At 38.6% G+C, this 13,166-nt stretch carries 9 protein-coding genes and 1 pseudogene; 8 read left to right on the forward strand and 2 right to left on the reverse strand.

What is annotated here, in order from left to right; translation table 11 throughout:
- Window positions 1-92: 92 nt before the first annotated feature.
- On the reverse strand, window positions 93-1,721 hold the full coding sequence (locus ANA_RS16220) for a sulfatase-like hydrolase/transferase (protein ID WP_371260355.1): 1,629 nt from the start codon (window positions 1,719-1,721) through the stop codon (window positions 93-95).
- 431 nt (window positions 1,722-2,152) lie between these two features.
- Here ANA_RS16220 and ANA_RS16225 point away from each other — a divergent pair, with 431 nt between their 5' ends.
- The 3 genes and pseudogenes from ANA_RS16225 to ANA_RS28575 form a co-directional block, all read left to right on the forward strand.
- Window positions 2,153-5,179 carry a valine--tRNA ligase gene (locus ANA_RS16225; RefSeq protein ID WP_015081122.1) on the forward strand — a complete coding sequence of 1,009 codons (3,027 nt, stop codon included), beginning with the start codon at window positions 2,153-2,155 and terminating at the stop codon, window positions 5,177-5,179.
- 92 nt (window positions 5,180-5,271) lie between these two features.
- Window positions 5,272-5,706, forward strand: coding sequence for a hypothetical protein (locus ANA_RS16230; RefSeq protein ID WP_015081123.1), 435 nt, complete (start codon window positions 5,272-5,274; stop codon window positions 5,704-5,706).
- A gap of 1,268 nt (window positions 5,707-6,974) precedes the next feature.
- A pseudogene (locus ANA_RS28575) lies at window positions 6,975-7,145 on the forward strand (DUF4476 domain-containing protein); the annotation flags it as partial.
- 25 nt (window positions 7,146-7,170) lie between these two features.
- On the opposite strand, the gene ANA_RS27795 reads toward ANA_RS28575, so the two are convergent.
- Window positions 7,171-7,518 (reverse strand): hypothetical protein, encoded by a 348-nt coding sequence (locus ANA_RS27795; RefSeq protein ID WP_235081872.1) that lies wholly within the window; start codon window positions 7,516-7,518, stop codon window positions 7,171-7,173.
- Window positions 7,519-7,738: 220 nt separating this feature from the next.
- Here ANA_RS27795 and ANA_RS16240 point away from each other — a divergent pair, with 220 nt between their 5' ends.
- From ANA_RS16240 to ANA_RS16260, 5 genes are all read left to right on the forward strand, one after another.
- Window positions 7,739-7,936 carry a hypothetical protein gene (locus tag ANA_RS16240; protein ID WP_041458108.1) on the forward strand — a complete coding sequence of 66 codons (198 nt, stop codon included), beginning with the start codon at window positions 7,739-7,741 and terminating at the stop codon, window positions 7,934-7,936.
- Window positions 7,937-8,302: 366 nt separating this feature from the next.
- A complete protein-coding gene (locus ANA_RS16245) occupies window positions 8,303-8,671 on the forward strand; it encodes a hypothetical protein (protein WP_015081125.1) in 369 nt (122 codons plus the stop codon).
- A 465-nt stretch (window positions 8,672-9,136) separates the two neighbouring features.
- Window positions 9,137-9,508: a hypothetical protein gene (locus tag ANA_RS16250; protein ID WP_041458493.1), complete on the forward strand. Its 372-nt coding sequence runs from the start codon at window positions 9,137-9,139 to the stop codon at window positions 9,506-9,508.
- A gap of 225 nt (window positions 9,509-9,733) precedes the next feature.
- Entirely contained in the window at window positions 9,734-11,617 is a 1,884-nt protein-coding gene (locus tag ANA_RS16255) for a peptidase domain-containing ABC transporter (RefSeq protein WP_083881478.1), read from the forward strand.
- A gap of 163 nt (window positions 11,618-11,780) precedes the next feature.
- Entirely contained in the window at window positions 11,781-13,154 is a 1,374-nt protein-coding gene (locus tag ANA_RS16260) for an HlyD family efflux transporter periplasmic adaptor subunit (protein ID WP_015081128.1), read from the forward strand.
- The last annotated feature ends 12 nt before the right edge of the window (window positions 13,155-13,166 follow it).

Raw genomic sequence — 13,166 nt, forward strand, 5'->3', positions numbered from 1 at the left:
AGGATCAAGGATCAATAGCCTTTCAGAGATCCTCCTAACTTTTAATTTTGCTTACACCGTAGTGTAGTCAAAAAATTAACCACTGAGTAGACTCACTTATTAGAAATGGTTCTCAACTTGTCTACAATTTTGCCTAGTTGGTCAACAACTACACCAAACTCTGATGGTAGTTTTGCTTCGCTGGGCGTAACTAAAGGCTCAGATTGGGTCCCTGTATTGTATGTCTTCTGTATGTCTTTGAGGATCTCATCCACCATGTACTTCACACTAAGAGTAGCAGGTCTTTGACGAGGAGGATATTGATCTGCCTTGAATGTATCCAAAAATTGTTTTAGACGTAGCTGCATATCACCAATTAAGAAAATTCGACGGAAACGCCAATCAACGTAATTATCGGACTCTACGTAAGCTTTCTCAAAAGGATCACGGCGTAAGTTAAATAACTTAGGAACTCTCAACTCCACAAAGGGTTCTTCCCAAACATTAAAGCCTTCTGCACGCTGCTCACTAAACAACAGTTTCCAGTCATCATAGCGCATTGCTGCTGGATAGCCGTCATCTGTGAGGTAGACGAACTGATGACGAGGTGAACAAATTGTATCAGTTGTTTCCGTATTTATGTCATGGCAGAATTCATTTGGATATTCTGTTCTTAGAGATGATCTTGTCTCTGTTAAGTACGGTAAGAAGTTGTAACCGTCTAAGTGAACACCCTTGTTTTCGTCAGCAAATTCCTCATATTTATTTGTAGGAATGGGTTCTTTAATGGTTTCTTCTCGGTCTTTGACTTTAAGAAGTTGCTGTTTGATATCTGTCACACCAGCCGCAGCCATCAAAGTTGGCACCCAGTCTAGGTGAGACATAATATCGTTAGAGACAACACCTTCAGGAATATGACCCTTCCAACGGATGATAGCTGGAATACGGAAAGCACCTTCCCAGTTAGTATTCTTTTCGCTACGGAAAGGAGTTGTACCACCATCTGGCCAGCTAAATACTTCCGCGCCATTGTCTGTGGTATAGATGATGATAGTGTTATCGTCTAAGCCTTGATCTTTGATAAATTGAACAAGTTCACCAACCTGACCATCATGTTCTACCATACCGTCTGCTTCAATCCCTTGTCCAGTTACTCCCTTAGAATCATCCTTTAGGTGGGTAAAGACGTGCATACGAGTGGTATTAAACCAGGCAAAAAACGGCTTTTCTTCGTTTTTTGCGTTTGTAATGAACTGTTTTGTGGCCCCTAAAAACTCTTCATCTACAGTTTCCATCCGCTTTTGAGTTAGGGGACCAGTATCGCAGATTCGTTGATCAAGAGTTTTTTCATTAAGCTCAGGTTTACTAGGACTTCTATCCACATACCCACCATCTGTGCATAATGATGTTGGATGAGCATCTTTACCTGCATAACTATGAAGTACACCCCTTGGACGCGCGTCATCTAAGTTTGGATACTTACCCACAGGTGGATAGTCTTCGTTCTCAGGTTCCTCTTCAGCATTCAAGTGATAAAGGTTGCCATAAAATTCGTCAAATCCATGGGCTGTGGGTAGAAACTGATCTAAATCACCAAGATGGTTCTTGCCGAATTGACCGGTTGTGTAGCCCTCAAGTTTCAGTAGGTCTGCCAGGGTTGGATCTTCTGCCTGTAAGCCAATAGTAACACCCGGTATCCCCACTTTAGTCATACCAATTTGAGTTAATATATTCCTGGGCAAAATTTACACAACGATTCACTACTCTGTATTAATAAATGTGAATTTACTTGTGTGGTCAGGGAACAGGGAACAGGAAAGACAGAATTGATACCTACTGAGTCATGGCTACGCCACGCAAGCTATCAAAAATCAGGCGTTGCTGAAACCAGGTATGAATTTAGGTGTAGAGACCTTCCATGGAAGGTCTCTACAAGGGTTTTGAAATCATCAAAAATCATTTTCATACCTCAAATCAGCAACGCCAAAAATCAAATAGAAGTCCTATAGAAGTAAAAACTATAATCGCTTATAAATTGTAGTGAGGATCTATTTAACGTCTCTACATTCTTTTTCGGAGATGTCTATTGTTAATTAACCAGAACTGAATCACAAAGGTTTCTCAAGCCTGTGGCAAAATTTAGTAGAATCCTTATAAACCTAGTATTCCCAGCATGACCGTAACTATTCCTAATCTCCCCAGTCTTTACGAAGCCTTCTCCACAGAAGCCAAATGGCAAAAATTCTGGGAAGACAACCAAGTTTACAAAGCTGACCCCAACCACAAGGGCGAACCTTACTGCGTCGTTATCCCTCCACCTAACGTGACTGGCAGTTTGCACATGGGTCACGCCTTTGAAGGGGCTTTGATTGATACCCTGGTGCGTTACCACCGCATGAAGGGACGTAATACCCTGTGGTTGCCGGGAACTGACCACGCTAGTATAGCAGTGCAAACGATTTTAGAAAAGCAACTTAAAGCCGAGGGCAAAACTCGCCATGATTTAGGGCGCGAAAAGTTCCTAGAACGGGCTTGGCAATGGAAAGCGGAATCCGGCGGCACAATTATTAATCAGTTAAAACGCTTAGGTGTATCCGTAGACTGGACGCGGGAACGCTTTACTTTAGATGAAGGTTTATCAAAATCTGTTTTAGAAGCATTTATTCGCCTCCATGAAGAAGGATTAATTCATCGTAGTAACTATTTAGTCAATTGGTGTCCTGCTTCTGGTTCGGCTGTGTCTGATTTGGAAGTAGAACCCAAAGAGGTCAATGGGAATCTGTGGTATTTCCGTTATCCCCTCAGCGACGGTTCTGGCTTTCTGGAAGTGGCGACAACTCGCCCCGAAACCATGTTAGGTGATACAGGTGTGGCTGTTAACCCCCATGACGACAGATATAAACACCTGATTGGGAAAACCGTAACTTTACCAATTATGAACCGGGAAATCCCCATTATTGGTGATGAATTGGTGGACGCGACTTTTGGCACAGGTTGCGTTAAGGTGACTCCAGCCCATGACCCCAATGATTTTGAAATGGGTAAACGTCATGATTTGCCGTTCATTAATATTATGAATAAGGACGGCACACTCAATGAAAATGCTGGTGATTTTCAGGGACAAGACCGCTTTGTGGCACGGAAAAATTTAGTAGCCCGTTTAGATGCTGAAGGTGTTTTAGTCAAAGTTGAGGAATATAAACATACAGTACCTTATAGCGATCGCGGAAAAGTCCCTGTTGAACCTCTGCTTTCTACCCAATGGTTTGTCAAAATCCGCCCCCTGGCTGATAAAACTTTAGATTTCCTCGATAACCAAGATTCCCCCGAAATTGTCCCCCAACGTTGGCATAAAGTTTATCGTGATTGGTTGGTAAATCTACGTGATTGGTGTATTTCTCGCCAGTTGTGGTGGGGGCATCAAATCCCCGCTTGGTATGCTGTTAGCGAAACTGAGGGCGAAATTACTGATTCTACACCCTATTTTGTCGCTCGTAATGAAGAGGAAGCGTTAGAAAAAGCCAAAGTTCAATTCGGGGAAGATGTGAAATTAGTTCAAGACTCCGATGTTTTAGATACTTGGTTTTCTTCGGGACTGTGGCCATTTTCTACTTTAGGTTGGCCTGAAGAAACCGAAGATCTAGCCACATATTACCCCACAGCAACCCTCGTTACTGGTTTTGATATTATCTTTTTCTGGGTAGCCAGAATGACAATGATGGGAACACATTTTACCGGAAAAATGCCGTTTAAAACTGTGTACATTCATGGTTTGGTGCGAGATGAAAATAATAAGAAAATGTCGAAATCGGCAAATAATGGAATTGATCCCTTATTGTTGATTGCCAAATATGGAACTGATGCTTTACGCTATACCTTAATTAAGGAAGTAGCTGGGGCTGGTCAAGATATTCGTTTAGAATATGACCGTAAAAAAGATGAATCTATTTCTGTCGAAGCTTCTCGCAATTTTGCCAATAAGTTGTGGAATGCTGCCCGATTTGTGATGATGAATTTGGATGGACAAACTCCAGCCCAATTAGGTCAACCAGTTCCCACAGAATTGAGTGATAAGTGGATTGTTTCCCGTTTCAACCAAGTTGTTAAACAAACAAATCATGACATTGATAATTATGGTTTAGGGGAAGCAGCAAAAGGACTTTATGAATTTATTTGGGGTGATTTCTGTGATTGGTATATTGAATTAGTTAAATCCAGATTACAGAAAGATGCAGAACCCACATCTCGCAAAGTTGCCCAACAAATCATTGCCTACATTTTAGAAGGGATTTTAAAATTACTCCATCCCTTTATGCCCCATATTACTGAGGAAATTTGGCAAACTCTCACTCAACAACCCGCAGAAAATCCTCAACTTTTACCTTTACAAGCATATCCTGAAGCCGATGATAATCTGATTGATTCAGCTTTGGAAACACAGTTTGATTTATTAATTGGCACAATTCGCACAATTCGCAATTTACGGGCAGAAGCAGATATTAAACCAGGGGTAAAAATTACTGCAAATTTGCAAAGTGAAAGCGCAAGTGAAAGATTTATTCTCACTGCGGGACAGGCTTATATTCAAGATTTAGCCAAGGTGGAAACTTTAACAATTGTTGATACTAATCCTGTTGTGATTCCCGAAGAGATTGCACAAGTTGAAGATAATAAATATTGGCGTGGAATCAAGATCATTGCTTTAATAGTTGTCGCCCTTATCGGCTTAAAAGTAGCTATATTTGTGGGAAACACTGCGTTAGATATTCCCTTCTTTGGAACCAGCTTTGAAATAGTTGGTTTGGGTTATGTAGGTTGGTTTATTATCCGCTATTTACTCAAATCTGAAGCAAGAGAAGAGTTATTTGCAAAATACTTTCCACCCAGTGAAACACCAATTGAACCAGAATTACCACCAACCGTACTCCAGGAAAAAGAAAATTCTATTGCTGGTGTTATCGGGACTGTACAGGTAGTAATTCCCTTAAAAGGAGTTGTAGATATTGAAGTCGTTCGTGCGAAACTGGAGAAAAGCTTACAAAAAGCCGAAGCAGAAGCTCAATCTTTAAGTGCGAGATTAAGCAATTCTAAATTTGTGGATAAAGCCCCCGCAGATGTAGTACAGACTACAAGAGAGACTTTAGTAGAAGCACAAAAACAAGCGGAAATTTTACGCATACGTCTAGAGACGTTATCGTAGATGGTGATTGGTGATTGGTGATTGGTGATTGGTGATTGGTGATTGGGAAGATTACCTATTACCTATTACCTATTACCTATTCCTTAGAAATTATGTTATATCTTGCCCAAGTACATAAAAATGATTTTTTATATCAATATCAATTACGTTTATTAGCACGACAAGAATCACAGAACTTTTGGTTAACAATTTCGGAAGAAAGTTTAATTCTTTCAGGAAAGGATAACACGATAAGTAATAAATTATTAGTCTTAGTTAAACTATCTCCTACAGGTGAAATTGAAACAATTGAAGATGCTACTGATTGGGTAATTAATCTCGTGCAAATCTATCTTTCTACAGGAATTACTCCTGAGTTTCTCAAACAAGAAGCGGTAAAAGTAGAGAATTGGCAACAAAGTTTAACTTTACAAAATCAAGATTTAGCCCGTCGTAGTTTAGAATTAGAAGCCCGTCGTGAACAAATTGAGGCTTTGGAAGAAAGTCTCAAACGTGAAAGAAATGGTCGTGAAAAAACTGAAGGATAAACACGAAAGATGACATTTATACCGGATATTTTAGATTAAAATTCAAGTCAAAGATCAAATCAAAGACAGTTTTTTCGGCAAAAATCAGATAAATAGGTGGATGTGAGATAAGTAGGTAAACAGAAAAAATTAAAGGTATATGACGAAATATAAATTCAATGAATGCCTTGCAAATAGGTCATTTCACGGTTTTCACAAAAATAAACATATATCGTTTTTATTATGTTGACCTACTTAAGCAAAATGTGTAACAATATGTAAATTAACCTCTATGCGTCACTGTGGTTGAGTTTTAGCCATTTCACAAAAGTAAATATATTTTGATTTTCCTCCGTCCACCTACTTAGTAAAGATAGAACAATCTAGGACTAATCACAACGCAGCACAAAGTAAAAATAAAAATTGTATCGTCTATATCTGCAAAGATTGTTCTTCCTTATATACTAAAAACAGAGGAGCTAATAATATCTTCTCAAAATTTATCTTTTGCTTTTTACCTTTATGTCTACTCTGCAAGAATGACTACTATGTGGAATCTACTAGTCTTCTATGACATTAAGGTTATAAATATTATGCATAATTCCTAGAAACCAACTTTTAGGAGAAAATCACATGGCTATCACAGTGGAAACAGCCTAGTACCGCAAGGCGGAAGTCAAAAGTCAAAAGTCAAAAGTAATACTGAGCAAGCTTTTTGGCGATTGAGAATGGTTGATTTATTTACGCCGTGTTGTACTAGTTAAACAACCAAAGCATTTTGGCAAGTTTTGCTTTTGGTGAAGAAACTGACGAACAAGCTGCGGAAATAATTTCTGGTGGATACATTACAGCCACAAAGATGAAGGATGAGTCATATCTTTTATCTTAAACATAACGCCATAAATATCCCTAAAATTCACACCTAATAACAGGAAAGCATTTATGAAAATTTCAAAAGCATTTCTGGCTAAGGATACAGGATAAAACTTATGTTTCATCCTCATCTTTAGCGTCAGTCCGTATTGCTAAAACTCAGACTTAACAACAGGAGAACATTCATGAATTTCGCAAAAATATTTCTGGCTACAGCTACATTAATGGTAGTTTCTATTAGCCCCACCTTGGCTAATGATAAAGTTGAAATTAGTGATAACAGTTGTACAGGTGAGTATTCTCGTGTGAATATTAGCCCCAATGGTCAAGGACTAAGTATTCTATTTAATAAGTTTATAATCTGGGGAAATCGGTCCCATTCTTGCCATATAAGTGATAGTGATTTTAGCCAACTAATGGATGATCTTCGTCGTAGCTGGCCTAATGAGCTTCAATTCCTAATTCAGATAGTTCCTCAAAACTACTTCACATCTGTTCAGGCCAGTCAGATTGTTAAGGAGATGAAATTTGGGGATCGTGAGGTAGAAGCAGCGGTGATGCTATATCCGCAAGTTGTGGATCATGGTAACTGGTTTGTCGTTGAGCAGGCTATTACTTTCGAGAGCGATCGCCAGGAAGTGCGTCGTAAAGTAAATAATACGAATATAGAGCCTGTTGAGACAAAGCATACACCTGTAAAGCCTGTTGAGACAAAGCATACACCCGTAAAGCCTGTTGAGACAAAGCATACACCTGTAAATCCTGATGAGACAAAGCACACACCCGTAAAGCCTGTTGAGACAAAGCATACACCTGTAAAGCCTGTTGAGACAAAGCATACACCTGTAAAGCCTGCTGAGACAAAACCATAGCCTCTTTAAATAAAGCATATCTCTGGTTATTATTAATAATTCCCGGAAATGATGCCACAACCATCGTTAATCGAGGAGGTGGCATCATCTTTGATAATTTCAATTTTCGCTTTTTATTTTGATAATATGATGTTTATTCCTTTTAGTATTATGGGTTGTTCTTTAGAGTTACTTAAATCAGGCGATTGTGGGATATTGAGGGGTGAAAACATCAATTATTAACGTTATTCTATCAGCAGTGCTTAATTTGTAGGCGTTGATAAATCTTTAGCGTACTTCCTAAACACCAACTTTTAGGAGAAAATTACATGGCTATGACAGTGGAAACAGCCCAGTTAAACAATCAAAGCATCTTACAAAGTTTTGGTTTGGGTGAAGAAATTGACGCACAAGCTGCGGAAATAATTTCTGGCGGCTACGTTACGATTAAAAATACAACAAATCAGCCGATTACTTACTCAATGAATGGAGTAGATACTGGAAATCCGGGTCATCGCGTAAGCTAATCTGATTTTTTACGTTATCTAAACATTCAGCACCTGACCCAACGCAGCAATAAAAATTTTTAAGTATCTCTCTTCTCTCCCTTACAATAATGCTAGGGGAGATGTCTATAGAGGGGTTTTTCAGATTTTGCGAAAAACAAAAGAAAAAATAAAAATTGTATAATTCATCTTGACAAATATTGTTTTTCATAATACCTTGAATTTAAGAGAGGTTAAGAATATTTTCTCAAAATATAACCTTTACTTTTTACCCTTATGTCTACTCTACAAGAACGACTACTGTGTGGGGGCTGGTAGTCTTCTATGACATCAAGATTATAAATATTGAGCGTATTTCCTAAACACCAACTTTTAGGAGAAAATCACATGACTATCACAGTCGAAAAAGCACTGCTAAACAACCAAAGCATCTTAGAAAATTTTGCTTTGGGTGAAGAAATTGACGCACAAGCTGCGGAAATAATTTCTGGTGGGTACGAAGTATTTACAATCAAAAACAATACAGGATACGACATTACTCACGTTTTGGATGGTACAGCATTCTTAATTAAACCTGGTGAAGAATTCACATATACTGCCTACAGCGGAGGAATCATTGAATTTGATGCTGATGGTCGAGATGATCACGACCTATCTAAATCATACGATTTAGAAGATGGGCAAATATATGAATTTCAAGACAATACCTATACTACTGGCAATCCTTACGATATTGATCTCTATCGCGTAAGTTAATCTGATTTGATTGGTTACATTTTGACTTTTTGGAGTTATTGCGTAAATCGTAATTCAATACAGTCAATTTATTTAACTGTATTTTCGCCCCAAAAATTACGCCAGAAAATGAAATACAAAATTGTCATCGCTGTTTGCGTGGCGTGTTGAAGTTGCAGCGCAGAATGTGATGATATTGAAACAATATAAAAAGCAAAATAAATCATAAAAATTGTATAATCCTTACTTACAAATATTATTTTTTCTAATATACTAAACAAAGAGGGGTTAAGAATATCTTCTTAAAATACAGTCTGCCCCTAAAAAGTTAGCTTATTATTACCAATAGAGATAACTTTTGCTTTGTGTTTTTGTGTCTACTTGACAAAAACGACTAATATGTGGGAACTGTCATCTTCTTCTATGACATCAAGGTTAGAAATATTGAGCGTATTTCCCAAACACAAACTTTCCGGAGAAAATCAAATGGCTATCACAGTTGAAAAATCCCTGCAAAACAACCAAAGCATCTTGCAAAATTTTGCTTTGGGTGAAGAAATTGACGCACAAGCTGCGGAAATAATTTCTGGCGGATATGAGAACTTTACGATCAGAAACACAACAGGAAGTAACATTAGCTACAGTTTAGATGGTTATGATGGTATAATGCAACCAGGTGAAGAAATCAATTTTGATTCCTACGATGGAGGAATAATTGATTTTGATATGTACGCTGGAAGTGCCTATTTACAAATGAATAAATCATACAATTTGTCCGATGGGCAAATATATGAATTTCAAGACAATTACGACACTTCCAATGCCTATGATATTGATCTTTATCCGGTGTACTCCTAATCAAATTGCTAGTTAAAAATAGGAGTCAGGAGTATTCATATTCCAGCCTTGATTTAGATAACGAGCAAGTCATGAAGTCATTTTAGCCACTTCAATAAATAGTTTTTCTGCGTAAATCCTCCTTCAATATTCAATACAGTCAATTTCTTTCACTGTAATTTTCGCCCCAAGAATCGCACCAGAAAATGAAATACAAAATAGTCCTTCAACACAGTGAAGAAGATTGTGGTGCACCACTGGGTAGTATTATACGGGCGAAAAGGCAAACAATATGTAATTGCTGACCCTGGTGTGGGTATTCGTTACTTGACTCACCAGGAGTTAATGACAGGTTGGAATAATGGCGTAATGTTGCTATTGCTTCCTGATGAAAGCCGCTTTTATGAACAGGAATCAGATAAAATTGCTGGTTTTGGCCGTTATTTACAACGAGTTTACCCCTATCGCTTTATAATAGCCCAAGCCATTTCCCTCAACATGGCTATTGGTCTGCTTTCCCTCGCATCTCCCTTCATGATGCAGCTACTTACCGATGATGTCCTAGTGCGTGGTGATACCCAACTATTAACCACCGTCGCTATTGGCGTTGTCACCATGAACTTAATTAGAAGTGCCATTAATTTAGTCCAATCCCATCTTATCGGTCATTTTAGTCAAAGATTACAATTAGGATTAATCCTAGAATACGGGCGCAAACTCTTACATTTACCCCTATCTTATTTTGAAGGACGACGTAGCGGGGAAGTTGTCAGCCGCATTGCAGATGTTCACGCTATCAATAATTTAGTTTCCCAAATTGTTTTGGGATTACCCAGTCAATTTTTTATTGCGGTAGTCTCCTTGGGTTTTATGCTCTTTTATACTTGGGAGTTAACTCTAGCGTCTATATTGGCATTTGTCATAATTACGGGTGTTAACTTGCTTTTTTTACCAGCACTGCGACAGAAAACCCGCAAAATGATTGTTTCTGGTACAGAAAACCAAGGCTTTTTGGTGGAAACATTTCGAGGAGTACAAGTCTTAAAAACTACCCAAGCTACACCCCAAGCCTGGGAAGAATATCAAGGAAATTTTGGTCGTTTGGCTAACTTGTCTTGGACTACTATGCAGCTAAGACTTTACAGCAGCACAGTTACAAGTATTCTTTCGACATTTATTAATATTGGTATTCTTTGGATTGGTAGCTACTTAGTAATTAATCGGACTTTAACAATTGGACAATTGATGGCTTATAACGGCATGAGTGGTAATCTTCTCGGCTTTTTAAGTTCTGTTATTGGTTTAGTAGATGAGTTTATCACTTCCCAAATAGTTATTCAACGGCTGACAGAAGTTATTGATGCGACTCCAGAAGATGAAAATGATTTTAAAAAGCCGTGGGTAGAAATTCCTGCTAATGCAGAGATTACTTGCACAGAAATTAATTTTCACCACACAGGTAGAGTTGATTTATTGCAAGATTTTTCTGTAACTATTCCTGGTGGTCAAGTCATTGCTTTAATTGGTAAATCTGGTTGTGGTAAAAGTACCCTATCAAAATTAATGACTGGTTTATATCAATCGCAGTCAGGAAATATTCGTTATGGACTTTACAATCAACAGGATATATCTTTGGAATGTCTCCGCCAACAGGTAATTTTAATTCCACAAGAACCACATTTTTGGAGTCGTTCTATTATTGACAATTTCCATTTTAGCTATCCTCATATTAGTTTTGAGGAAATCGTCAAAGCTTGTCAAATTACTGGGACAGATGATTTTATTAGCGAATTACCTGATAAATATCAAACGGTTTTAGGAGAATTTGGAGCTAATCTTTCGGGAGGACAAAAGCAGCGATTAGCCATAGCTAGAGCGATCGTTACTAACCCCCCTTTGTTGATTTTAGATGAGTCTACGGGCGCACTTGACCCAGTGAGTGAAGCACAAATACTCAAGAGGCTTTTAGAATATCGTCAGGGTAAAACCACTATTTTAATTAGTCACCGTCCCAAGGTAATCCAGTGTGCAGATTGGATTGTATTTTTAGAACAAGGACGGTTAAAAGTCCAAGGTACACCAGCAGATTTATCTAAAATTCCTGGCGAACATTTAGATTTTTTAGATTAAGGATTATATAACTCGTTCCCAGTCTCTGACTGGGAATGCTATCGCAGAGGCTCTGCCTCTAATGTTATTGAAGGAAGGCAGAGCCTTCTAGAATTCATTCCCATACAGAGTATGGGAACGAGAATTTTGCTGCTCTGCATACATTGTAAATTTTGGAGTAACCATGACTACCAACAATGACTTTTTACCCCCTATTCAAACAGATGAATTCCTGCCGCCAATTGCTCGTTGGACTACCTTTGGCGGTATGTTTATTCTCTGCGTTCTCGGACTAGCTATTCCTGTAGCCGCAGTCGCTAAATATAAGGTGACAATCCAAGGACAGGGGGTTGTGCGTCCATCTGGAGAATTGCGAATTGTCCAGGCTGCAACTGAAGGTAAAGTTATGCAGATTTATGTCAAAGAAAATCAAGTTGTGAAAATAGGAGATGCCATCGCTATTATTGATGACTCTCGTTTGCAAACTAAAAAAAATCAACTGCAAACTAATATTCAGCAAGGTAAATTGCAAATATTACAAATCAATGCTCAAATGCAAATTCTTGACAGTCAAATTAGAGCCGAAACTGATAAAGTTAATCGGATTGTTAATGCTGCCAAAGCTGGATTAAGCGATCGCCAACGACAATATCACGATAAACAAATTACCAGTGTTTCTGAACTTGAAGAAGCTGATGCTAATCTCCATTCTATTGAGGCAGCTTTGAATGTAGCGAAGTTAAAGCAAAAGCGATATGAGAGTCTAGCCGAAGCATTGTCTAAGAATCAATTAGAGGAAGCACAGTTAGCTACAAAACAGCAAGAACAAGCACTATCTGCGGCGATCGCTAAAAAGCAACGTGCTAAAGCTGCCTTAAATCCCAGTAAGGCTGAAGTGAAAATTGCTAATGAGCGCATAGCCCAAGAACAAGCTGCTGGTGAAAGTAACAAAGCAGCTTTAGAGAAAGAATATCAAGCCCTGATTAAGCAACGCATGGAAGCTGAAAAACAGCTAGAACGTGATACCAGCGAACTAAAACAAGTGGAAACTGAACTAAATCAAACTACCATTACGGCTACGGCTGATGGTATTATTTCTCAAATCAACTTGCGTAATTCTGGTCAAACGGTGCGTCCTGGGGAGGAGATATTGCAGATTGTCCCCAACAATGTTAATCAGATTATTAAGGCAGCAGTGCCATCGGAAGCGAAAAGTAAGCTCAAAATAGGTCAACCAGTCCAAATGCGAGTTAGTGCTTGTCCTTACCCGGATTATGGTACTCTCAATGGCAAAGTGGAGGCAATTTCTCCAGATGCTATTACTCCCCGACAAAATAGCACAAATGAGGCGAGTTCTCGTCCTAATACTAGTCCAAAAGCAACTTCCCCAAATGCCTTTTATGAGGTGACTATTAAACCAGAAAGTTTGGTTTTAGGTAAAGGGAAAAACCTTTGTCACATTCAATTGGGAATGGAAGGTAGAGTTGATATCATTTCCCGCGAAGAAACTGTACTACAATTTTTCTTGAGAAAGGCTAGGTTAATTGCAGATGTGTAATAGTTTCGAGGG

Origin of the sequence: Anabaena sp. 90 (assembly GCF_000312705.1) — a bacterium.
Lineage (GTDB): Bacteria > Cyanobacteriota > Cyanobacteriia > Cyanobacteriales > Nostocaceae > Dolichospermum > Dolichospermum lemmermannii.

Coding starts and splice junctions, on each gene's coding strand:
- ANA_RS16250 (WP_041458493.1), top strand. CDS start 9,137: ATGGCTATCACAGTTGAAAAATCCCTGCAAAACAACCAAAGCATCTTG.
- ANA_RS16260 (WP_015081128.1), top strand. CDS start 11,781: ATGACTACCAACAATGACTTTTTACCCCCTATTCAAACAGATGAATTC.
- ANA_RS27795 (WP_235081872.1), bottom strand. CDS start 7,518: ATGATGCCACCTCCTCGATTAACGATGGTTGTGGCATCATTTCCGGGA.
- ANA_RS16245 (WP_015081125.1), top strand. CDS start 8,303: ATGACTATCACAGTCGAAAAAGCACTGCTAAACAACCAAAGCATCTTA.
- ANA_RS16240 (WP_041458108.1), top strand. CDS start 7,739: ATGGCTATGACAGTGGAAACAGCCCAGTTAAACAATCAAAGCATCTTA.
- ANA_RS16225 (WP_015081122.1), top strand. CDS start 2,153: ATGACCGTAACTATTCCTAATCTCCCCAGTCTTTACGAAGCCTTCTCC.
- ANA_RS16230 (WP_015081123.1), top strand. CDS start 5,272: ATGTTATATCTTGCCCAAGTACATAAAAATGATTTTTTATATCAATAT.